Source organism: Ohtaekwangia sp. (assembly GCF_036568665.1).
GTDB lineage: Bacteria > Bacteroidota > Bacteroidia > Cytophagales > Cyclobacteriaceae > Ohtaekwangia.
The window spans coordinates 25,325-49,725 of sequence record NZ_DATCSD010000354.1; the positions used below are offsets into that span (position 1 = coordinate 25,325).

Annotated in this window: 21 protein-coding genes; 18 read left to right on the forward strand and 3 right to left on the reverse strand. The window is 43.8% G+C overall.

Translation table 11 applies throughout. The annotated features are described in order from the left end of the window. Positions 1-127: 127 nt before the first annotated feature. Positions 128-4,243 carry a two-component regulator propeller domain-containing protein gene (locus VIN08_RS20275; RefSeq protein ID WP_331968931.1) on the forward strand — a complete coding sequence of 1,372 codons (4,116 nt, stop codon included), beginning with the start codon at positions 128-130 and terminating at the stop codon, positions 4,241-4,243. A 21-nt stretch (positions 4,244-4,264) separates the two neighbouring features. Here the strand turns inward: VIN08_RS20275 and VIN08_RS20280 are convergent, their stop codons facing one another. Further along, complete coding sequence (locus VIN08_RS20280; protein WP_331968933.1) at positions 4,265-4,603, reverse strand: cyclic-phosphate processing receiver domain-containing protein; 339 nt, start codon at positions 4,601-4,603, stop codon at positions 4,265-4,267. A gap of 119 nt (positions 4,604-4,722) precedes the next feature. On the opposite strand from VIN08_RS20280, the gene VIN08_RS20285 reads away from it, so the two are divergent. From VIN08_RS20285 to VIN08_RS20345, 13 genes are all read left to right on the forward strand, one after another. Continuing rightward, positions 4,723-6,135 carry a M48 family metallopeptidase gene (locus VIN08_RS20285; RefSeq protein WP_331968935.1) on the forward strand — a complete coding sequence of 471 codons (1,413 nt, stop codon included), beginning with the start codon at positions 4,723-4,725 and terminating at the stop codon, positions 6,133-6,135. A gap of 109 nt (positions 6,136-6,244) precedes the next feature. Continuing rightward, complete coding sequence (locus tag VIN08_RS20290; protein WP_331968936.1) at positions 6,245-6,724, forward strand: nuclear transport factor 2 family protein; 480 nt, start codon at positions 6,245-6,247, stop codon at positions 6,722-6,724. A 332-nt stretch (positions 6,725-7,056) separates the two neighbouring features. Next, on the forward strand, positions 7,057-7,335 hold the full coding sequence (locus VIN08_RS20295) for a metalloregulator ArsR/SmtB family transcription factor (RefSeq protein ID WP_331968938.1): 279 nt from the start codon (positions 7,057-7,059) through the stop codon (positions 7,333-7,335). Positions 7,336-7,884: 549 nt separating this feature from the next. Continuing rightward, positions 7,885-8,973 carry an efflux RND transporter periplasmic adaptor subunit gene (locus tag VIN08_RS20300; RefSeq protein WP_331968941.1) on the forward strand — a complete coding sequence of 363 codons (1,089 nt, stop codon included), beginning with the start codon at positions 7,885-7,887 and terminating at the stop codon, positions 8,971-8,973. Between the two features lie 36 nt (positions 8,974-9,009). Then, complete coding sequence (locus tag VIN08_RS20305) at positions 9,010-12,141, forward strand: efflux RND transporter permease subunit (protein ID WP_331968944.1); 3,132 nt, start codon at positions 9,010-9,012, stop codon at positions 12,139-12,141. A gap of 11 nt (positions 12,142-12,152) precedes the next feature. Then, positions 12,153-13,496: a TolC family protein gene (locus tag VIN08_RS20310; protein WP_331968947.1), complete on the forward strand. Its 1,344-nt coding sequence runs from the start codon at positions 12,153-12,155 to the stop codon at positions 13,494-13,496. Between the two features lie 174 nt (positions 13,497-13,670). After that, positions 13,671-13,928 (forward strand): hypothetical protein, encoded by a 258-nt coding sequence (locus tag VIN08_RS20315; protein WP_331968950.1) that lies wholly within the window; start codon positions 13,671-13,673, stop codon positions 13,926-13,928. Between the two features lie 19 nt (positions 13,929-13,947). Further along, positions 13,948-14,163 carry a hypothetical protein gene (locus tag VIN08_RS20320; protein ID WP_331968953.1) on the forward strand — a complete coding sequence of 72 codons (216 nt, stop codon included), beginning with the start codon at positions 13,948-13,950 and terminating at the stop codon, positions 14,161-14,163. A gap of 185 nt (positions 14,164-14,348) precedes the next feature. Then, complete coding sequence (locus tag VIN08_RS20325) at positions 14,349-15,185, forward strand: SDR family oxidoreductase (RefSeq protein ID WP_331968955.1); 837 nt, start codon at positions 14,349-14,351, stop codon at positions 15,183-15,185. 179 nt (positions 15,186-15,364) lie between these two features. After that, positions 15,365-16,198 (forward strand): oxidoreductase, encoded by an 834-nt coding sequence (locus VIN08_RS20330; protein ID WP_331968958.1) that lies wholly within the window; start codon positions 15,365-15,367, stop codon positions 16,196-16,198. A 43-nt stretch (positions 16,199-16,241) separates the two neighbouring features. Beyond that, positions 16,242-17,087, forward strand: coding sequence for an aldo/keto reductase (locus VIN08_RS20335; RefSeq protein ID WP_331968961.1), 846 nt, complete (start codon positions 16,242-16,244; stop codon positions 17,085-17,087). Between the two features lie 511 nt (positions 17,088-17,598). Beyond that, a complete protein-coding gene (locus tag VIN08_RS20340; RefSeq protein ID WP_331968964.1) occupies positions 17,599-19,173 on the forward strand; it encodes an Ig-like domain-containing protein in 1,575 nt (524 codons plus the stop codon). Positions 19,174-19,329: 156 nt separating this feature from the next. Then, complete coding sequence (locus tag VIN08_RS20345) at positions 19,330-20,205, forward strand: alpha/beta hydrolase (protein WP_331968967.1); 876 nt, start codon at positions 19,330-19,332, stop codon at positions 20,203-20,205. Here VIN08_RS20345 and VIN08_RS20350 read toward each other — a convergent pair whose 3' ends face one another. Beyond that, positions 20,206-21,075, reverse strand: coding sequence for an ankyrin repeat domain-containing protein (locus VIN08_RS20350; protein ID WP_331968969.1), 870 nt, complete (start codon positions 21,073-21,075; stop codon positions 20,206-20,208). Between the two features lie 17 nt (positions 21,076-21,092). Beyond that, positions 21,093-22,073 carry a GlxA family transcriptional regulator gene (locus tag VIN08_RS20355; protein ID WP_331968972.1) on the reverse strand — a complete coding sequence of 327 codons (981 nt, stop codon included), beginning with the start codon at positions 22,071-22,073 and terminating at the stop codon, positions 21,093-21,095. A 278-nt stretch (positions 22,074-22,351) separates the two neighbouring features. Between VIN08_RS20355 and VIN08_RS20360 the strand changes: the two genes are divergently transcribed. From VIN08_RS20360 to VIN08_RS20375, 4 genes are all read left to right on the forward strand, one after another. Continuing rightward, positions 22,352-22,627 carry a hypothetical protein gene (locus VIN08_RS20360; RefSeq protein WP_331968975.1) on the forward strand — a complete coding sequence of 92 codons (276 nt, stop codon included), beginning with the start codon at positions 22,352-22,354 and terminating at the stop codon, positions 22,625-22,627. A 142-nt stretch (positions 22,628-22,769) separates the two neighbouring features. After that, entirely contained in the window at positions 22,770-23,108 is a 339-nt protein-coding gene (locus tag VIN08_RS20365) for a metalloregulator ArsR/SmtB family transcription factor (protein ID WP_331968978.1), read from the forward strand. Between the two features lie 128 nt (positions 23,109-23,236). Then, the gene (locus VIN08_RS20370) at positions 23,237-23,677 is read left to right on the forward strand and encodes an SRPBCC domain-containing protein (RefSeq protein ID WP_331968981.1); all 441 of its coding nucleotides are present in this window, start codon (positions 23,237-23,239) and stop codon (positions 23,675-23,677) included. A gap of 446 nt (positions 23,678-24,123) precedes the next feature. After that, on the forward strand, positions 24,124-24,401 hold a 278-nt coding region (locus tag VIN08_RS20375; protein WP_331968984.1), incomplete at its 3' end, for a hypothetical protein.

The window sequence follows — 24,401 nt, forward strand, 5'->3', positions numbered from 1 at the left end:
CGCCAGTGCTTTTTCCGTTTACCTGCTTCCATGTGGCAGGCTCCACGCAATAACCGGCTGGCTTTTACAACCAAATGTTTCTAAATTCGGATACTACAACGTTTGAACCCTAAAAACAAAAAAGCCTATGGGAAGGATTTTTTTCCGGATGGTGATGCTTTTATCCTTACTCGCATGCAGCCCATGCTATATTTCTGCACAGCCGGCCAGCAAGGTAACGTTCGACCACCTGGGCATTGAAGAAGGTCTTTCGCAAAGCAGTGTTTTTGCTATTACGCAGGATGCCGATGGCTTTATGTGGTTTGGTACACGCGATGGATTGAACCGTTATGACTCCCGCATGATCAGGACTTACCGGCATGAAGCCAACAACCCGCAAAGTATTTCCGGCAACAGTGTACATTGTTTATTGGTTGATAGTAAAAAGCAACTCTGGGTAGGCACGAGCGAAGGTATAAATATATACCGGGCAGCTTCCGATAATTTTGTGCGCGGCAAACTCAATCCTGATTCAGACGAGGGGCTGCACAACAATCATATTGCCGCTATACATGAAACAAAAAACGGAACGATCTGGATCGGCACGCACGGAGGACTATCAAAAGTGATATCAAGAGACCCGCTGAGGTTTATACACTTTCGGCACAGTGATACTATAGCAAGCAGTTTGCTTGATGATGAGATACGCGCACTATATACTGACCATGCCGGCAACCTCTGGGTGGGCACAACCAAAGGTATAAGCAAACTGGTTGAAGCTTCAGGGAAATATACTTTCATCAATTACCCTATACACTCCACTCATATACAAGGGAAAACCTGGATCAACAGTATACTGGAAGACGACCAGGGAAATATACTCATAGCCACTGAGCAAAGCGGCATTAAAGTACTTGACCCGAACACAGGCAACATAACTTCTTTCACCTTTCAAAACAACGAAGGCCGCGATATTGAAACCGTACGCGTAATACAACGGGATAACCACACGCTGTGGATAGGAACGCTGGAAGGATTATATACGTATGACCTGAGAAGCGGCACATCACATTTTTTCAGAAATGATCCGGATAACAATTTATCGCTGAGTGATAACTCCGTGCGGTCTATTTTTAAAGATCCATCGGGCACGCATTGGATCGGTACATTTTACGGTGGCGTAAATTATTATAGTCCGCTGTCGCGACAATTTGAAAAGATCAATCTGAAGGATCAGCAGAATCGCGAGATCTATAAGATAGCCGGTGCTATTATGACAGACGATCAGCATAATCTCTGGATCGGCACCGATGGGAATGGTTTGTTTTGCCAGAATACCAAAGGGAAGATCATTGCCCAGTTCAAACATAATCCGGATGACGCGAACAGCATTAGTCATAATAAAATAAAATGTCTGCTCCGGGAGGATAATGGTTTATGGATCGGCACAATCAACGGATTAAACTTTTATGATTTCAGGCGTAAAAAGATCCAACGCTATTTTCATAACGCACAGGATACTGCTTCACTGCCGGACGATCGCATTTACGATCTGAAAAGGGATACGGATGGCAACCTCTGGATCGGCACCTATCGTGGCGGGCTCTGCCGGCTCAATCGAAAGACGATGACTTTCGAAAAAATTGAACATCGCGCAGCAGACTCTACATCGCTTAGTTCCGATGGCATTACCTATATATATGAAGATCGTGAGCACAATCTGTGGATAGGCACTGTATCGGGTCTGAATAAAAAACTGCGCGGTAAAAATACATTTGTACGATACGTGAATGCGCGCAATCAAAATAACATGTATGTACTTTGTGTATATGAAGACAAACAGAAGCGGCTTTGGGTTGGCACACGCGATACAGGACTGAAACTAAAAACAGCAGACAATACTTTTCGCACCTTTACCGTGGATGATGGCCTTGCCGGCAATTCAGTAAATGGTATACTGGAAGATGCGCGTGGTATACTCTGGATCAGCACCGAGAACGGATTATCGCGTTTTGATCCTGCTACATTTACCTGCAAAAACTATAACAAGAACGATGGCCTTATCTGCAGTGAGTTTAACTTCAACTCCTTTCACAAAGATATAGCAGGCTTTATGTACTTCGGAGGTTACAATGGTATCGTTAAATTTCACCCGGATAGCATTCGCGAAAATGCAGCACCCCCGGTGTTACAATTTACCCGGCTGAAACTTTTCAATAAAGAAGTAACGATCGGTGCCGGGAGTATACTTCACACCAATCTTTCACAAACCGCTAACCTGGAGTTTGCCCATAGCGAGAATATATTTTCCCTTGAATTTGCTTCACTCAACTTTATTCATCCGGGTAAGAACCGGTATGCCTATAAACTGGAAGGATTTGAAGAGCAATGGAATTATGTTAGTGAACCCATTGCCACCTATATGAACCTGAGTCCCGGCAAATATACTTTGTTGGTAAAAGGCTCCAACAACGATGGCGTGTGGAGCGAACATCCTGTACAAATGAAAATTACCGTACTACCGCCCTTATGGAAAACGTGGTGGGCCTATGGTATATATTGCGCTATTATACTGCTGCTGGTATATGCACTGCTTCGGTTCAATAAAATGCGCTGGAAGCTGGTGCACGATTTGAAGATTGAACAAATGGAGAAAGATCAGCAGGATAAACTTCATAAAGCCAAGCTTAACTTCTTTACCAACATTGCACACGAGATTCGCACACCGCTAACGCTGATGGTTAGTCCGCTGGAACAGGCTATAGAACATGTGCAGGCAAACGAACCGGTTTTGCAGAAACAATTGCGCACGATACAATCCAACACCGGCCGTCTTACACGACTGGTAAATCAATTGCTCGATTTTCAAAAGCAGGAATCAGGCACACTTAAACTGAAAACAGCCGAAGGAAATATTATCGCGCTCCTGCAGGAAGTTATCTTTACCTGCACAGAGTATGCACAGGCCCGCAACATTCAGTTACATTTTACGGCACCGGAAGAAGCTATATACCTGCGCTACGATCGCGATGAACTGGAAAAAGTATTTTACAATTTACTTTACAACGCATTCAAATTTACTCCGGGTGGTGGTCGCATTTCCCTGGCAGTATTCAAAGAAGATATAGCTTCAGCCAATATACCTTCATCCGTAAAAATTATACTGGAAGACAACGGGATTGGTATAGCTGAAGCGGATGTTCCGAAAATATTTAACCGGTTCTTCCAGGTTGAAAATGCGGGTGTTCGCGAAGCCGGGTTTGGTATAGGCCTTTCGCTTACCAAAGGTATAATTGATCTGCATGGCGGTGCCATTACCGTTGAAAGCCAGGAAGCAGAACTGGGGCAATCCGGTTTTACGAGGTTTGTTATTACCCTGCCGGTTCATCTTCCGTCAGCAGAGGCACCTGCTATATTTCCGGATAGCACGACTGAAAAACATACTGCATCGATATATATACCGGTATGTCCTGATCAACCTGTCGCCATAAAAAGTACACGGGCATCGGCACATCAAATATTACTGGTAGAAGACAATGCTGAAATACGAAGCTGCATACGCGATATACTTGCTACGCATTATAATGTAGTGGAAGCTGCCAACGGATCCGAAGCCCTGCCACTGGCCAGACGAAATTTACCCGATGTTATTATCAGCGACATTGCCATGCCTGCTATGGACGGACTTGAATTTACCCGCCATATAAAAAATGACGAACGCACCCGGCATATACCGGTTATACTGCTCACAGCACGCAGTGCAGCCGAACATCAGATTGAAGGTATAGATTGCGGGGCCGATGAGTATATTACCAAACCATTCCACAGCAGAATACTGTTGCTAAAGATCAGGAACCTGCTCGCCATGCGCGAACAACTTAAAGAGAAATACCAGAAGATCGTTACCCTGCAACCACCACACGAAGAAGTAGAAGATCCGGATAACAAATTTCTCCAGCGACTAATGGGTATATTAGATGTTAACCTGAACGATGCTGATTTTAACGTTACAAAATTAGTATCGGAGATCGGCATGAGTCGACCGGTGTTGTTCAGGAAAGTAAAAATGCTCACGGGTTTATCGGTGATCGACCTGATCCGGTCTACGCGCCTGAAGAAAGCCGAGATGTTATTACGTCAAAAGAAAATGACAATCTCGGAGGTTGCCTTTACCGTGGGCTTTAATGATCCTAAATATTTCAGTAAATCTTTTCATGCACAATTCGGCACAACGCCCTCGCGGTATATGGAATCGCTGGAGTAACTATATATTTCACAACACCTGCTATTCTTTCTTCAAAAATCGGATATAGTTATTTAGCAACGATTCAATATTGGATTTTGCTACAGGGTTTGATGAGTGTACATAAAACTTCAAAGCTGAAAGATCGAGTTCGCTTTCATACACCAGCCACTTGGCAGCATCATATCCTTCCGGTAACAAAGTTCCATCAGCATTACATCCCAGGTCATTATCAAAACTGATAAATGCCGGAAGCCCTGTTTCCTGTATAGTTTTCACAAACGCATCATACGATCGAACAATTACAAAATCTGTATCCTTGGCCTCGGGATATATCATTTGAACCGATCGTATATCATCCAGAAATAACTTGTATTCCATTCCCCTCGAGAGCATTTGTTGTTGAAAATAATTTTTTATTCAACAAGGTTGGTAATATTTTTGAATTTCGTATGCATCCTCTTAAAAGTTTCCGTACTGTATACAACGTATTGCTTTGCATGCTGATAACTTCAGTATGCTTCGCACAGTATCCGTATAACTATACGATCCGAAAAGTATCTACGGGCCGCTCGCAGGACATGATGGATCGGGTGGAAGAATTGTTTGCTGTGGAGACGCAGACAGATTTTAAAGATTACCGGAACGATAATATGGTACAGTCGATCAACAGCGAGCGGCTGGCCAATATGAAGAAGAGTATTAAGCGCGGTTATTATATTATAGACGACACGCTGCAACAATTTGTAGACGGTGTATTGAACCGAATCATTCAGGAAAATGAAATCACCAGCGAATCGAAGCATTTCATATTGATAGCAGACGATGCTTCCCTCACCGCGCTATGTTATGGCAAAGGTATATTTGTTATCAACATCGGACTGCTGGCGAATATCAATAGCGAAGACCAGCTCGCGTTTGTACTGGCACACGAAATGGCGCATGATGCACTGGGGCATATTCGCGAAAAGATATTAAAGGAACGAACCTTGCGGCTCGGTGCCAAATCAAAAAAGTTTGCTCAACAGGTATTCAGCTACAACCGGAATATAGACCTGGAAGAAATAGAAGAATACCGAAGCACTGCGTATGACGTAATGCGTTACTCGCGCACCATGGAAACACAAGCAGACTCGCTTGGCCTGCTATATATAGGCCGGGCAGGCTACCAAAAACAAGCCGCTATAGAATTGCTGGAACTGCTCAAAGAAAAACAGAAACCGAAATATCCGATCGGTGTGGATTTCTTTCTTCCGTTTGATAGTCCGCAGTATCCTTTTCAAAGTTACTGGCTCAACGACAGGGCCAACATCTTTAATGCTTCACGCAAAGGCAGCACAAATGTTTTTTCGTATGATTCTCTGCAAACGCACCCCGATCTGGAAAAGCGACAGCTCTACCTTGCAGCAGCTAACTATCCTGTGCCGCAGCATACGTTCGACAAACAAACCGATTCATATAAAAGTATAGCCTTGGCCGAAATGCAGGTTATACAAAGTGCGTTGCGTGCCGGTAAATACGATCTCACGCTATATTACGCTATGCAGATGCTGAAGAAGTATCCGAAGAATGCATTTGTTATTAACCGTATAGCCGCTGCGTTGGTATATACCCTGGTGGCGAAAGATGAGAATATCTTCACCAGCATCGTATCGCCCTATACACGAACCTATAATGAAGAATTACGACTGATCAACAATTTTCTTTATAACCTGGAACGCAAAGAGCTGGGGGAAGTAGCGTATTACTTTATGAAACGCGAAGATCATTTTAATCCCAACGAACGAAGCCACTATTACCTGCTGTGGCGCATCTGCGACCTTACCTATCGGTATACGGAGAAAAACGCCCTGGCAAAAACGTACAGCACAAAATTCAACAGTGATATCAGTACGTTTAATTTCAAGAAATAATTACCCGCTTCAATAATAATCAGCGCTGTTCCGTTTTGTACAATTCCGGCAGGCAGGGCTGCGCTAGTTTTGTTGTACAATATATATGAACAACAAAACGAAACACATTATGAAAGCAATCAAACTCCTGATCGGAATGATGGTAGCCATTACCACGCTTGGGCTATGGGCCTGCAACTCTGCACAATCTACTACAGCAACGAGCCTTGAAGAAGCCAAGAAAGCCATTGCCGCCAGCAACGATATATACTTTCAGGCTTTTGTAAAAGGTGACTCTTCTATCTTTATAGAGCGCTATGCAGACGACTGCTGCATTATGCCTCCGGGTGCTCCTGCCCTGTGCGGACCAAATGCTGCACTGCATTTCTTTCGCGCAGCGTATCAAGACATCGGGTTACGCAACGGCAAATTCATTACTACTAAAGTATATGGCCTCAGTGATGAGTTTGTAACAGAAGAAGGGCTGTGGCAATCGTTCGATGCTAACAACGTTATGTTCGATGATGGCAAATTCCTGGTGCTCTGGCGGAAAACTGCGAAAGGCTGGAAGATGTATCGCGATTCATTTAGTAGTAATCATAGTCGGTAAGCTGAAAGTGAAAAGCTGAAAGTAGAAAGACGGTGAGCCGGGAGGTCCGGAAATTATTTTTTTCCCGCTGATTTTGCAGATAGGCGCAGAACACAATATATAGTATAAAGCTGAAAGTGGGAATACCGTGTATTTACTTTCAGCTTTTTGCTTTAGACTTATAGCTTCCAGCAGCCGGTAGCCAGTAACCAGCAACTACTTTGAACCTTTCTCCAAACCGAAATTGTTGTAACACCAAACGCAGGCAGGAGGCCGCAAAGTTGGTTTCATACCGACCGGTTTCTTTTGCCAATGCCAAATTGTACATTTGTCCCGATCAATTTTAATGCGCCATGAATTCCAAGAAGGCCGAAAAGATTGCAAAAGCTTTGTCTGATGCCAACCGACTCCTCATATTAAAGGAGATAAAAAAGCAAAATGATTGTCTCTATTGTGTAGACCTCGGCAATATTATAGATCTCGCCCAACCATCTATTGCTCACCACCTCAAGCAATTAACCGACACCGAAATTATACTCCAGGAAAAAGAAGGGCGTAACGTGAAGTACAATCTCAATAATAAAATAATCGAAGACTATATAGAGTTTCTCCAGGATCTCAAAACCGACTGATGGAGGAAAGATTGAAAGATTGAAAGATTGAAAGATTGAAAGATTGAAAGATTGAAAGATTGAAAGATTGAAAGACTTTAAAAATTTCAAGATTCAGACAAATTCAATCGTGATTTCAATTCCAGGAAGATCATGGCAACAGTATAAATATTCCAATATTCTAATTTCAGAATCTTCTAATCTTCCAATATTCTAATCTTCCAATTTTAGTCTCGTTGTTTGAATTTTATAATAATCTGTTTCTTCTATATAAGTTTCACCTGCCAGTAACCTTCTACTTTTGTATTGTCAATTCATGAAAGTAGCAGCTAATAACAAAGCAATCGACAAGTACATCAAATTTCCAGCAGCCTCTTAAAGGCTAACTGATGTTTGGACAATCATCTCAAAATCATTTATTGAAAAAAATCGATAAATATTTTCAACATATCGAAACATTTCGATTAATAAATAGGTTGTAAGCCCATGGAAACAAAAATCGACAACGCGCGGATGCGCCTTAACCTATCGAAAAACTTAAATAAATCAATAATAAAACGAGTAACCCGTATGCAAATCACTCCCAAATCCCCGTTTCTGCATGCCGCATATGCTATTCTAAGCGTGGCTGCATTTTCTGCTCTTCTCGCGGCCTGCACTACGCAGGCAGAAAACCTCGGCTCTAAAGAGGACACTAAAAAATCTGCTCCTGCCTTTGTCGGCACACCGGTAGACGCTGCTATTGTTAAGGCAGGTCTTATCAAAGATGAACTTGAACTTACCGGCACGGTAGTAGCCAATCAAACTGTAGACATCGTAAGCGAATTGACTCGCCGTATAGAACGTGTTCAGGTAAAAGAAGGAAGCCGTGTACGCAAAGGCGATCTGCTTTTTCAATTAGATGATGCTGACCTGCAGGCTCAACTGGAACGCTTTCAGCAACAGGAAAAATTAGCGAAGCTGAATGAAACTCGTCTTCGTGACTTGCTTGAAAAAGAAGCTGTAGCGCAACAAGACTATGATGAAGCGATCACAAACCTGCATGTATTACAGGCACAAATCCGCGAAGTACAAGTAACAATCCGCAAAGCAAAGATCACAGCTCCGTTTGACGGACAGATTGGTATCATCAATGTTCACCCGGGTGCCATCGTATCGGTAAACACTATATTAACCAATATAGAAGACAACCAGGTGGTAAAGATACAGTTCTCTGTGCCTGAGAAATATACCAACGTTATTCACCTCGGCAGTGTACAGTCCTTTACTACACCGGCAGGTCATCGTGACTATACTACTAAAATTGTAGCACGCTCTGCCAGCCTGAATGAAGGTACACGTTCATTACTGGTGCGTGGTCTTACCGAAAATCAGGATGGATCATTGGTACCAGGATTGAGTACAAGACTCCGGTTATCGCTGGGTGATGATAACAAAACACTATCTATACCTTCGCAGGCTGTTATACCTTCGGTAGGTGGATATACTGTATTTGTATCACACAAAAATGTAGTTCAACCCGTACCGGTAGAGATCGGTCAGCGTAGCGCAAGTGCTATCGAGATTTTGAAAGGATTGAACAATGGCGATACCGTTGTAACCACCAATCAACTTCGCCTTACACCCGGCTCACCGGTACATATCGTTACCATTAACTAAGCTGGTAACACCCCTATATATTAAGAAAGAAATTTTATGAGTGCTATTTCACAAGTAAGTATATCCCGCCCGGTTTTGGCGGGAGTGATGTCAGTTTTGCTTATACTTTTCGGGATCGTAGGCTATACCTTTCTCGGAACCCGCGAATATCCCGTTACCGATTCGCCCATCGTATTGGTAACAACAGTATATCCCGGAGCGAGTGCCGATATAATCGCATCGCAGGTAACAAAACCACTGGAAGAAGCTATAGCTGAAGCCAACGGTATACGCGCAATGTCGTCTGTATCGCGTGAGCAGGTGAGTATTATTACGGTTGAATTTAACCTCGATGCCGACCTGGAAGCCGTAGCAAATGACGTGCGCGATAAAGTATCCAAGTCGCGTCAGCAATTGCCGGCAGATATAGAACCAACCATCGTTGAAAAATCTGGTCCTGGTGATATACTCGTATTCCTCACCGTAGAAAGCAATACGAAAAGTCTGGAAGATGTAACGGACTTTGTGAACATCAATATCAAGGAACGTTTACAATCTATACCCGGTGTTCGCCTGGTTGACAGTTATGCCGGAAGAAAACGCTCGATGCGTTTGAGAATGGACCCTATAAAACTGGCAGCGTACGGTCTTACACCTGCGGATGTACAAACAGCTTTACAACGCGAGAATGTTGACCTTCCCAGCGGACGGATTGAAGGTGAAAATACCGAAGTATCACTGCGCACAGAAGGACGCCTTGTTACGGAGGAAGACTTCAACAACATGATCATTCTGCAGAAAGAAGGTGCTATCGTTCGCTTCCGCGATATAGGAGAAGCCGTGATGTCGTCACAGAATGAACGCACTGCCATGATCATTGGCGAAGGCCAGGTAGCACGCTACGGTGTGGGCACGGGCGTACAGCCACAGCGTGGTGCCAACTCGCTCGCCATTGTCGATGAATTCAAGAATCGCTTTGACGAGATCGTTGCTTCTGCTCCCAAAGACTATATTATATCGCTCGGTAAAGATTTTACTGTACCGGTACGTAATTCATTATCTGAAGTAGAAGAAACACTGATCCTCGCCTTCGTACTTGTAGCGTTGATCATCTTTATATTCCTGCGCGACTGGCGAAGCACGATCATTCCACTGGTAGCTATACCGGTATCGATCATCTCTTCGTTCTTCATTATGTATATAGCCGACTTCTCGATCAACGTGCTTACTCTCCTCGGCCTCGTACTCGCGATTGGTCTGGTGGTGGATGATGCGATTGTAGTGTTGGAAAATATATATGCCAAGATAGAAGGCGGCATGAAGCCGATCGAAGCAGCACGCAAGGGCTCTAATGAAATATACTTTGCCGTTATCTCTACCACCATTACACTGGCAGCCGTTTTCCTTCCTATACTTTTCCTCGGTGGTATCACCGGAAGATTGTTCAAGGAATTTGCCATCGTGGTATCGGGGTCTGTATTGATCTCTGCGTTTGTCGCACTGACGCTGTCACCGATGATGAGTGCATACCTCTTAAAATCACACAGTGGTCATAACTGGTTATACCGTAAAACAGAACCGTGGTTTATAGCGTTGAACAATGGTTATGAACGATCACTCCGTTTCTTCTTCAAAGCACGCTGGGTTGGATTTATACTCCTGGTAGCATCATTAGGTCTTGCATGGATACTGGCACCAACGTTACCGTCAGAACTTGCACCACTCGAAGATCGCTCGATGATTGGTCTCGCAGTGATAGCACCGGAAGGTACCTCGTTCGAGAGCATGGAACAGACGATGAAGGAGATCAACAACTTTGTTTCTGATTCTATCCCTGAACTGCATGCCGACAGAACATACGCAGGTATAGCAGCTTCGGTAGGTACATTGGCGCAACCGGTAAACTCCGGCTTCCAATGGGTATTCCTGAAAGATCCGAAAGATCGCGCCAGTGGATTAACACAACAGCAGATCTATGAAAAGCTGGTAGCAGCATCGGGTAAATTCAGAAACGTCATTATCATCCCGATACAGTTCCCGACCATTGGTGGCTTTACTACATCACAACCATTGCAATATATAGTGCAGGCACCGGAGTTATCCGAACTGGTAAAAGTAATGCCGGCATTGATGGGTGCTGTATATCAAAGTAAAAAGTTAAGTTTCCAGGATCCTGACTTTAAAGTAAACCGTCCGGAGATAGGTATATCGATCGATCGCCAGCGCGCAGCACAACTGGGTATATCTACACAAGAGATAGGCCGCACATTGCAACTCGCGCTCAGCGGAAGACGCTACGGCTACTTTATATACAACGACCGTCAGTATGAAGTGATCGGTCAGCTCGATCGCAAAGAACGCCTGGCTCCTGCCGATGTACACTCACTCTTCCTGCGTGCAGAAAATGGTGAGATGGTATCGCTCGACAATCTTGTGAGCATGAAAGAAAATGTGAGCCCTCCTGCTATATATAGGTATAACCAGTCCTATAGCGTAACCATCTCTGCAACACCGGCACCGGGCGTAAGCTTGGGTGAAGCGATCAAAGAGATGGATGAGATTACCAAGAAAGTTTTACCGGAAGGATTTACGACAGACCTTGGTGGACAAAGCCGCGACTATGCTGAAAGCAGTTCGAGCCTCATCTTCGCTTTCGTATTCGCTATACTCCTGATATACCTGGTACTGGCTGCACAGTTTGAAAGTCTTATCGATCCGTTCATTATACTTTTAACTGTACCTATGGCCATCACCGGTGCGTTGCTCAGCCTCTGGTTTACCGGGCAATCGATCAACGTCTTCAGTGAGATCGGTATCATTATGCTCATCGGTCTTATCACGAAGAATGGTATCCTCATCGTAGAGTTTGCCAACCAACGCAAGGAAGAAGGCATGTCGGTAAAAGATGCTGTACTCGCTGCAGCCGCTTCACGCTTCCGCCCTATATTAATGACAACCTTCGCGATGATCTTCGGTACACTGCCTATAGCCCTCTCGCTGGGAACCGCTTCCGGCAGCCGTACATCGCTGGGTATAGCGGTGGTAGGTGGACTGGTATTTGCCGGTGTACTTACCCTGTATGTTATACCTTCTGTATACTCATACTTCTCACGTCCTTATAAAGTAAAAGAATCCGAAGGCAGTGAAGATGTGAGCACCAGTGCTCCGAGTCATCCCGCTATCGTTTAGTAATTACCCTTATGAAATCACAACACATCAAATCTATCTATATACCAGTTGTGCTGCTGGCCTTGCTCCTCACATCAGGAGCACAGGCGCAGCAACAACAACTGTCGCTTGAAAATGCCATCACACTCGCGAAGTCTTCTAACCCGGAGATACTCGTGAGTACACTGGAAGTAGAGAAAGCCAAGCAACAACGTGTAGTATCGCGCAGTTTATTGCTGCCTACGGTAAATGCTACTGCAGCAGCCAATCATTACTTTCAGTTACCGGCCTTCTTTGGTTTTGGAGAAACAACTGAAGGTGGCAAAGTTCCTTATGGCCGCTTTGGCGGTAAAGATCAACTGGCTGCTGCTGTTACAGCGGTGCAGCCGCTTTACAATCCGCAGGCTTATCCAACCTTGCGCCGCTCACATTTGCAGGAGAGTGAATCCGAGGCCAATGCCAGCAGTAAGCAGATAGAAGTACTCGCGGCTGTAAAGCAAACGTACCTCACTATATTAGTACTGGAGCAACGCATTAAGCTGCAGCAGGAAAGTATAACCCGTAACAAGCGTGTGCTGCAAGATGCACGCTCGCTGTTCGCACAAGGTAAAGCACTGCGGGTAGATACACTGCGCGCTTTCACATCGGTTAAAAACCTGGAGCCGGCACTTACACAATTACTCTATGCGGTAGAAACACAAACGCTGCAATTGAAAACCTATATAGGTCTTGATTCGCTGCAGGAAGTTTCACTCACCGATTCACTCACCGTGCCTGCCCCGGAAACTATACCGGACGAAGCAACCGTATATACCAACGCACGCCAGAACAACCCGGAGTTTAAAGCACTGAGCTTGCGCGAAGATATAGGACGCGAATCGGTAAAGGTTGCTTCCGGACTTCGTAAGCCGGTAGTGGCTGCGGTAGCACAATATCAAGTGCAGTCGCAAACCAATCGCTTTGAATATGGACAAGCGTATTATCCTACGTCTTCGTATGTAGGCCTGCAGGTAACCGTACCGTTGTTTGCCGGTTTTAATAACCAGGCGAAAGTAAAGCAAGCGGCTTACACACAACAACAGGCTACATTGGTAAAACGCCACGCAGAAGATCAGCTTCATGCGCAGGTACACGATGTTATAGCACGCAGCCAGGAATCGGTAGAGCGTTTAAGAACAACAGCCGTAGTACGCGAAACAGCACAAGTAAGCTATACCATCATTCAGTATCGCTATAAGAATGGTATAGCATCACGACTGGAACTTACGGATGCAGAGCTGGCACTATCAACAGCACAGGCCAATTACCTCGAAGCAGTATACGATTACCTCACCGCGCGCATTCAACTTGATAAACTCATGGGAGTGGTTTTATAGAATTATCCTGTAAAGAATCGTACGGTATCGGATGGGAAGCAATTCTCATCCGATTTTTATTTATACAGGTATAAACGATATCCTTCGGAAACAAAATCCACGCATTCGGAAAAAAGAATTTTAGAGATAGCTACAACTACGCACTTTAGTTTAAAAATTTAACCCGTTAAAATTATGAGTCTAACTAAAGTATTAGAAAACTGGTCAGATTACGACAACAAAAAGAAGAAAGGCGAAGATGCCAATTTCTTTTCATGTACCGAGTCGTGGGAGGTTGATTACCTTGTTAACAAAATAAAAAAGGTGTTTCCCTCTCAAACTACAGACGCCATCGTAAGAGCTATACAAGCTTGTTGCAGTTCCATTAGCGCTCCAAGGCCACGCAGAGTATTTGTTGAATGTGTTTTAAGGAGACTGGGATTGCTGATCTGAAAAACTTAAACAAAAAAACATGAAATCAATTTTAGTCTTTCTAAGTGGCGTAGGCTTCCAAGAGTTATTCGTATTTGTTCTGGCCATTGGATTTTGCATCCTGTTATTTCTCGCTTTGCGTGCCTTGTTTCTATGGTATTGGAAAATCAACGAGATCGTAAACAATCAAAAAACACAGATCAGACTATTAAGTGATTTACTCCAGGAGATAAAGAAGAACTCCACCAAACCCTAATCTTCTAATCTTACAATCTTTTAATCTTCCAATCTTTAAATCTTACAATCCTCCAATCATCCAATTATTTGAATTATACAAAAATCTGTTTCACCTCCGCAACTCCTACCTCTTCGCAGCCCTATACTTTTGTGTCATCGTTCATGAACAAAAAGTAATTATCAACTCTTATTTAAAACTGCGTTATGAAAAACAAAGTATGGTTCATTACCGGAGCCTCAAAAGGGCTTGGACTCTCCTTAGTAAAAAAATTATTAACTGCTGGCTATAGCGTTGCTGCTACATCGCGAAATATACAGGAACTCACCCGTGCTGTAAATACATCATCCGCTGCGTTTCTTCCGCTGGCGATGGATCTGCACAGTGAAACAAGTGTAGAGCAGGCGATCAGCGAAACCATTAAAAAGTTTGGCAACATCGACATCGTGGTAAACAATGCAGGCTATGGTCTTGCCGGTGCGTTGGAAGAATTAACCGATGCCGAGGCACGTGCTAACTTTGATGTAAATGTATTCGGGGCACTCAACGTAATTCGCAAAGCATTACCGCACTTACGCGAGCAACAATCCGGACACATCTATAACATTGCATCTATAGGAGGCTTTACAGGCGCCTTCCCGGGCTTTGGTATATATTGCGCTACTAAATTTGCTTTGCATGGTTTATCTGAATCTTTATCAGAAGAAGTAAAGCCATTCAACATCAAGGTAACGATCGTATCACCGGGCTACTTCCGCACAAATTTCCTCGAAGCTTCCTCACTCAACGTACCGAAGCATCCGATCCAGGCCTATAAATCGGTGCGCGAAATGCAGACACTTCACCAGGATGTATATAACGGAAACCAGGCGGGCGATCCCGACAAAGCTTCTGACGTGATGATACAATTAGCCAGCAGCGAAAATGCTCCGCTACATTTATTCCTCGGCTCCGATGCATACCAGTTTGCTGAGCAAAAGATAGAAGCTATACAAGCGGATATGAAATCGGTAGAAGCGCTGGCAACGGCTACGGGGTTTTAAAAGTTCTTTGTTCCGAGTTTAAAATTCAAAGTTTCAGGTTCAAGGTCGGGGGTAACTTTGAACTCTGAACTTTGAGTTCTGTCAATCTTTGAAATTCATAATACCATCTTTGATTTCAAAAGGTATAAATCTTCACTTTCGCGTGTCTGCTTCCGTTATAGCATCAAAGAAAAAAAGACATGAAAAAAGTATGGTTGATAACGGGAGCTTCTCAGGGTCTGGGGCTCGCTCTTGTAAAATACCTGTTGGCCCACAATCAACAGGTAATCGCCACGACCCGCGAGCCATTGTGTTTTAAAGCAAAGACGAAATTGGAACATCCCAACCTGGAAGTGATCGGACTCGATCTAACCAGTGAAGCGGATGTGAAACATACTATAACCAACATCATCAAGCATTACGGACGTATTGATGTATTGATCAACAATGCGGGCTTTGGATACCTCGGTGCTATAGAAGAAGCCACACAGGAAGATATAGCGCGTGTGTTCGAGATCAATGTACATGCAGCACTGCGAATGATACGCCTGGTATTGCCCGGCATGCGCTCTGCACGGTCAGGACATATCGTGAACATCTCATCTATAGGAGGTCTCAGCGCTTCAGCAGGCTTCGGTATATATAATGCTACCAAGTTTGCTGTAGAGGGATTTTCGGAAGCGCTTGCCGCAGAAGTAAAAGACTTTGGCATTCACGTTACGATTGTTGAACCCGGATATTTCCGTACCGGCTTTCTCGATCACTCGCTTGTTATGGCACGCAACGATATAGCAGACTATCGAAACACATCGGGCAAAGCCAAACTTAACCGCATTGTGCGCAACGGAAAACAACCCGGCAATCCGGATCTGGCCGCAAAAGCAATATTTACTGTAGCTTCGGGGAACAATCCCCCGCTGCGATTGTTGTTGGGAGAAGACGCTTACGAACGCGCCACGCAGAAATTTACCCAGACACTGCAAGAGTTCGAACGCATGAAACCGCTCACGATAGCCACCGCCTATACAGATTAATATATACTTCATTTATACTATACATTCTTAAAATTATTGTAACATGGAAACACTCAAAACAACATCCACTTTTAAACTTGGCAATACACTTTCCATTAACCGCGTGGGCTATGGAGCCATGCAGCTTACCGGCACCGGAGTATTTGGCGATGCACCTAACCGCGACAACGCTATACGTGTTCTGCAGGAAGCAGTAGCAGCAGGAGTAAATTTTATTGACACCGCAGAAGCATACGGACCTAAATTCAATGAGAGCCTGATAGCCGATGCACTATACCCCTATAAGAAAGGTGTAGTGATTGCTACCAAAGGAGGTTTCAATCGTCCGGGTCCTGGTCAATGGATTCCCAATGGTGATCCCAATCATATTCGCGAAAATATAGAGGGCAGTTTAAAACGCTTAAAGGTCGACACGATTGATCTGTGGCAGCTCCATCGCATCGATGCCAATGTACCGGTAGAAAAAACACTGGCACCCGTAGCCGAAGCTGTTAAAGCGGGAAAGATCCGTTACGTAGGATTATCAGAAGTTGATATAAAACAAATTGAGCAGGCGGAGAAAATTGTACCGATCGTATCTGTGCAGAATTTATATAACCTCGGCAATCGCAGCTGGGAAGAAGTTGTTGACTACACCGCGAAACGTAACATAGCATTTATACCCTGGTTTCCGTTGGCATCCGGCCCGGATAAACTACAGGATAAGATCGGTGCCATTGCTAAAAAACACAATGCTACCACAGCACAGATAGCATTAGCGTGGTTACTGAAGCGTTCGGCAAATATTCTGCTTATACCCGGCACAAGTTCAGTAGGTCACCTGCACGAAAATATTCAGGCTGGCACCATTGAATTAAGCGAAGAAGAATTTGCAGAACTCTCCCGGTAATTTTCAGAGAGATAGTAAATATAAAGCGACCTGTATTTTACGGGTCGCTTTTTTTTGCTTTAGTCTTATCAGTTATCAGTTAACCGTTATCCGTACTTCAACATTCGCTGGTCGGTGTTCCTTGTTCGATATTCGAATTCTGTTATTCGTTAATTGTTAATCGTTGCCCGTGGGAGTGTATTTTACTTCAACATTCGATGTTCCGTGTTCGTTATTCAGTATTCATTAACCCACTTGTGTTTCAGCCTCTTAGATCATTTACAATATATAACACTTATACCGGTGGTATAAATATAGGTATAGATGGTAGGGAGTTTATCGAGGAAAACAGCAACATAACTTATCTATAACATTTCGGATAGTGAAGATATTGATATTAAGCTATATTTTCAGCCACGCACATAAGCGTGTTGTATAAAATATACCTATATCGCGCATTGTAAAAATCGATAGCTACCAGGGCTATGCCGGAACGCCTCAATAATGAACCTTTATTCTAACTATATAAACCATGTTACATTTTACTAAAAACGCGCTTGGCGCAAGTGTACTCTTTGTCCTTTTTGTTTCGAGTATTCTTTTTCTAAGTTCTTGCAGTGACGATGATCCGGTGAAGGATACTACTTCTCCTGAAGTTTCTGTATCTGGTCTTGATGATGGAGCAACTGTCTGGAATACAGTTTCTCTAAGCATAACAGCTTCTGATGATTCAGGAGTTGATAGTGTTAAGCTATATATTGATGGCAAGGTTAGTGCCTCGCTGACACAAACGCCCTATGATCTGACATGGGATTCCAATACCGTAACGGATGGAAGCCATACTGCTAAAGTAGTGGTGATCGATAAATCCGGCAATGCTTCTGAAAAGGAAATTTCATTTACTGTGAGTAACACGCTTCTCAACTTTACTATACCTTCCAATCAACTGGTAACAACCGGAAGCAATACAGAACGCGGCTTTGTATTTCTTTCAGACGAGAACGGTAAAGTGCTTGCATCTACCGAATACGAAAATGGAAAAAGCTACCAGCTCAAAAATGCTGATTTCAGCGGCACTACTTTTTTCCTGACAGAGATCTTTGTTGTTACCGGCAGTACAAGAACTTCCAGTCGCTTGTGGACATGGTCGCAGATTGAGCGCGGAAAGAACTGGATCTTTTTCAGAAACACCAATGCAATTACCAAGACGTATGCAGGCAATGCTAACCTGACACTTAAAAATGCTGCTGATAACTATTACTATAACCTCTACGCTAACGGAGAAGTTACATCCGACTATAGCACTACATCGGCTACGATCAAACTGTTGAAAAGCCCAAGCAAACTGCTGGTAACAAAATTCAGCTATGACGATTCTGCAACTCCTACTTACGGATTATATTCCGGTATACAAGTCGGTACCAACCAGGTTAATCTGGCACTGGTAAGTACGCCATTAACAAAAGCTACGATCACTAATCCGGCAGGTACATATTCTTCCAGCATCGATATCTTCGGACTTACGGCAAGTAACAATTTTGATGAAGTATACCGCCTCGGAGGTGGCTCTTCCGGAAACGGCACAACCCTGGATTACTATTACCCGGGCACTGCATTCCCGATGTATTATTGGGATTTTTATTACGAGTCGCCTGATATCTATTATCAACAGGCAGGCAGCGCCACTTCGTTTGCCGTGAGTGATGTAACCGGCGATGTAACATCCAGCTTTAGCGATAACAAAATTACCTATACCGCCAGTGGTGATTTTGATTTTCTGACACTGGCATCGGAAGGAGAGTATTCTTCGTGGTACTATATCCTGCCGAAGGGAACCAGTCAATCTATACCGAAGCTCGAAATACCAGCTATACTCAGTGCCTATACCTTTCCGACACTCAGCGCTGATTATACGTACAGCATTTACAACATGGGCGAGATTACTACTTACGATGATCTGAAGACCTTTGTAAGACAATCGACCTATAGCGTGGATGAACTTTTTGATCTGGGTAAGGAGTATAAACAAAAAGCTTTCAGAAAAACATCTTCCGGAGGAAGAACAGCACATCCCCGGACTCCCCTTACACTCAAGGCCAGAAGATAGTCAGGAGCGCATACTTATATAGGAGATAACAAGCATTTCCTGTTTAAACCCTGCATTCAAAAAAGAATGCAGGGTTTATTTTTATAGAGTAACACATGTCATAAATGGTTTATCGGCAATTCACTATTTTTGTTATACCATCCAAACCTCACCCGTATGAAAACATCATCCTGCTATATCTTGCTTCTTGTATTGATTATTGTTGCCTGCCAGAAAAAAGAAAAGGTTGAAAGCGGCTATATACAAGCGGGAGGTATAAAGGTATACTACGAGAGTCGTGGTGAAGGACCCGCGGTACTTTTATTACATGCCGGGTTACAGGACTGCAGAATGTGGGATGCGCAGTTACCTGCACTCACCGGCAACCACCGTGTTATAACGGTTGACCTACCCGCACACGGAAAAACTACAGGCATGGACACAACGCTGTTGATGGAAGATGTACTCGCTGCTGTGCTTGACAGCCTGCATATAGTCAAGACAAGTGTGATCGGATTATCGTATGGATCGGCTAGTGCTACAGATCTTGTATTGGCATACCCGAAGAAGATTGACAAAGTTATACTGGTATCGCCCGGACTTACCGGTTGGCAAGACGTTCTTAAACCGGACTCGATCAGTCTTTATTACTTTACAGCATTGGATAGCGCCTTTATGAAAGACGATCATACAAAAACAGCAGCGCTCTTTACAAAAGCCTGGTGCGATGGCCCGTTCCGCACTCCGGAACAGGTAGATTCTGCCACGCGCAAATATATACTTACTACTACACTGCAAAATCTTCAGCAACACACCAACGACCGCTGGGTAAGTTTCGCTGAGGAAACAGGAGCCGATCGCGCACATACAATCGAAAATCCTGTACTGATTATTTATGGTGATAAAGATATACCGTTCATCATCGAAGTAAGTCACTTCCTGAACAAGTCCATTGCAGGATCAAAAGAAGTAATGATTCCGAATGTAGCACACATGCTGAACATGGAAGCACCGGAAACATTCAACAAAACGATAACTGATTTTCTAAAGTAATTATTTGTTAGCTCTTTCCCGGAGATACGCTTCGATAATTTTGAAACGCTCACGGGCAGCATCATCATATCCATCTTCGCGCTGCAGATATTCTATCCATTCTAAAGGTGTTCCGTGGTATATATGATCTTTCAATTGCAGATCAGCACCGGCTTCCACGAGTATCTTTACAGCATCCAGCGATCCGGAATATACCGCCTGATGTAATGCCGTGGCATGACTATGAAAACCACCGGCACCATCGGGATATGCATTTACCTGTGCACCCCAACCGAGAAGTGAAGCAACCATATTTGCCTGCCCATAAAACGCGGCTGCCACCAATGCTAAATTCTTATCTTCTATACCTGAACGTTGCGAGAGCCAGGCTATATCGTGTGTTCGTTCCAGGCATATAGCAGCGGCAAGTGTTACAGTACCACCGCGTTCCAGAATTCTGTTAGCGGCATCTTTATTACCATGTGCCAATGCCCCTATACCTGTGCCCGGTATAACACCGGCATCAATAAGCATATCGATCAATTCCAGTTGTACACCCGATTCACGAGGCACTCTGCCCGTAGCAACCAAACCGAGTGTATAGTCCAGTTGTTGTTCAGCACTTTCAGGAGCTTCACGTTTCACGCTTTGTATCAGCAGTCGTGCTATATCTACTATATTCCCGGGTAACTTTCCATTTCGAACGGGATTATCCGCGATGTACCAGATGAGATACGGATCTTTGAAATATCCATCCCACGTTGATACCAGTCGGTCACGCACCAATCGCGGATTTTGCGACAAGAGTTTCTCTAACCGGTATATATTGCCAGCATCAATAGCCTCTACCGCTTCGCGAAACAGTGGGTCCGAAATTTCAGCGTTACTCATATACTATATTTCAGCAATCAATTTACTTCAAGCATAGGGCTATATTTGTTGCGATACTGCACAGGCGATAGCCCCGTGATGCGTTTGAACGTGGTGCGAAATGCCTTTGTGTCAGTATAGCCAACTTTATACATCACCTCATTTACATTTTCGCGCGATGACTCCAGGCTTTTTTTAGCAGCTTCGATCTTTACCCGCTGTATATATTCTGCCACCGTGTTGGATGTTGCCTTCTTGAATCTGCGTTCCAGGTTTCTGCGGCCCAGGGCAAACATCGATGCCAGTTGGTCCACCGTGATCTTATCCTGAAAATTACTCTCGATAAATTCCTGCGCCTTGCGGATCGGTTCATCTTCATGTTCCTTTTGTCCCTGAAACATAATGAACGGTGACTGACTGCTGCGCTCAATCTCAATAGCAAACACTTTCGATGACAACAGCGACATATCGCGTCCCGCATATTTCTCTATAAGATATAGTATAAGATTGAGATACGAAAACGCTCCTCCACTGGAATATATACCACGCTCGTCCGTAATGATGCGTTCGGTAACAAGTTCTACATCCGGAAACATTTTTCTAAATTCGTTCGCAGCCATCCAATGTGTAGCGCACTTTTTTCCTTTCAGCAAACCGGTTGATGCCAATATAAATGCTCCCATACACAAGCTGGCAACCTCAGCTCCTGCTTTATAGTGTTTGGTAATCCACGGTATAAAATCTTTATTCGCCTCGAGTGCTTCCGGTATAGAACCATCTACCGCTGGTATTATAATGAGATCGGTTTTGGTAACATCTTTTAAAAGAACATCAGCATGCACCGTATAGGAGCCACCGCTCACCACTGTTTCTTCGTCCAGCCCAACAAGTTGCACAGTAAATAACGGAGCCACGTCTTTCATCTTTAAAAACTGGTTCACTTGCGTGAACAATTGCCGGGTACCTTCCAGGCTTCCCAGGATCGCTCCTCTCGGAATTAAAATTGAAATGTGTTTCATCGCGCTAAAAGTTTTTATGATTTCGTAAACAACCCGGAAAAAAAATCCTGAATCCCGCAGGAAAGAAGTCCCGTTTCATAAATCAAAACTAAAGCAATGTGCTGTCGCAATCAACCCCTTGAATTGCTGCATTTACACCCCTGCCCGTCACGGGCAATTCAACTAGATTTGCTCTGCAGGCGATACACTATTAAGCTTGTTATCACACGCAAGTACGATCGCGATAAGGACTTTCACGTAGAGTATATATTCGATCAGGAATAAATTCACAACGCCCCATGATAGAAGTATTTAAAACAAATGTTACAGAACAACGACAGGCAGCGATGCTGATTGACCGCATTCATAAAACATTTGTGAATTATACTGCCAACTTCGATCTGGAAGATTGTGATAAGATACTGCGTGTAAAATGTTCCATTGGATGGGTACAGGCAGAACCTTTGATCGACCTGTTAAAAGATTTCGGGTTTCAGGCAGAAGTGCTTCCCGAAAATGATATACCTATATTTTACCAGATGCTGGCGCAGGCACAATCTTTATCAACCTCTTGATATCTCTTTTCCTTCTTGGCTGTTAATATTTCGCACTCTGCCCGGAGTGTGAAATATTAACTTGTCCTAAAAAAAACGATAATACTTGCGTAACCGAACGGTTTCACATAAATTTGTAACCGATTAGTTACACATATACTCTATGAGACGAGATGTATTTCAGGCCATTGCGGACCCGACCCGGAGGGAGATTATCCATTTGATAGCTCACAAAACACTTAACCTGAATGCCGTGGCAGAGAATTTTGATGTGAGCCGGCCGGCTATATCCAAGCACATTAAAATTTTAAGCGAGTGCGGACTCATTGTTATCAAACAGCAGGGACGTGAGCGTTACTGCGAAGCCCGGCTCGACAGGCTAAACGAAGTCTCCCACTGGGTAGAACAATACCGTGAGTTCTGGAATCAAAAGCTTGACTCCCTGGGAGTATATCTGAACACCAAACAAAAGCAGCAAAAGAAAAAGGGTAACAAAAAGTAACAACTACAACGGTATGGCCGCACGCATAAGCGTGACCATTTGCATTCTTCAGTCACCGCGCACACGGGGATTGAAAGCATTGTGATTCTTAATTTATAGACGTTATTCAAACATCAAACAACAAAAACATGGACAGCACTCCCTTCACTATCGAACGGACCTACAACGCACCGATTGATTCCGTTTGGAAAGCGATCACCGACAAAAGTGAAATGAAACAATGGTATTTCGATCTGGCAGAGTTCAGAGCGGAAGTAGGATTCGAATTTCAGTTCTCAGCAAAAGGCAACGATGGAACGGTATATGTACATCTCTGTAAAGTAACCGAAGTAGTGAAAGGCAAGAAGCTAACCTATAGCTGGCGCTACAAAGACTATGAAGGCAACTCGCATGTAACGTTCGAGCTGTTTAAAGAGGGCGATCAAACACGACTGAAACTCACGCACACCGGTCTCGAAACATTCCCTGCCAACAATCCTGATTTTGCAAGGAAGAGCTTCTCCGATGGATGGACCTATATCGTGGGCACTTCCCTTAAAAATTACCTGGAGAAGGTAACTGCTAGCTAATAGTTTTCTGAGCAAAAAGTGGAAAGCTAAAGTGGAAAGTAAGTACGCACCACCCTCTGCTTTCAGCTTTCTACTTTATGCTTTATGCTATATATATCTTACAGCTTTACACGTTAATAGAAAAACGCAGAAGCTTCCTGACTTCGGTGATGTATTTATTCCTGTATTGGCTCCAACTGATTTATATTGCAACGTACGGATTTAGTTTACTATGGAAATCGCACCATAACTCAATACATCCTAACGAGTCGTGCAGGAAGACAGTGATTGGTCTGTCTTCTGCTATACGGGGATATTTACCTTTATAACAGCACCGTTCACGATCGCATCATTCATCATGTTGTTATTATAAGATATCGTTCAATGATGCAGGCATGAGTTACAGCTTCTCAAAAAGTTAACAGAGATATTTTTCGTACCTTCAGGCGAAGTGTTATATATAGTGCATGTTGAAGAAATTAATTCCGTTAGCATTTGCGATTATTGTGGCCTGCTCACATCATCCGGAGTCAAAGAAAGCGGAAGTCGGTCTTTCGTTGATTAAAAAACTGGAGACCTATGATGTTGATCTTAGCAAACCACAACCTGGCGATTGGCTATACGAGCATGAGGAGAAGGGTCAGTCATTTGAACAATACATAAAATTCAAACCTGTTTCTCCCAATGAAGTTCAAAAGAAAATATACCTGCAACCTGTAGGAACATTTTCTGCTCTGCAACAGGA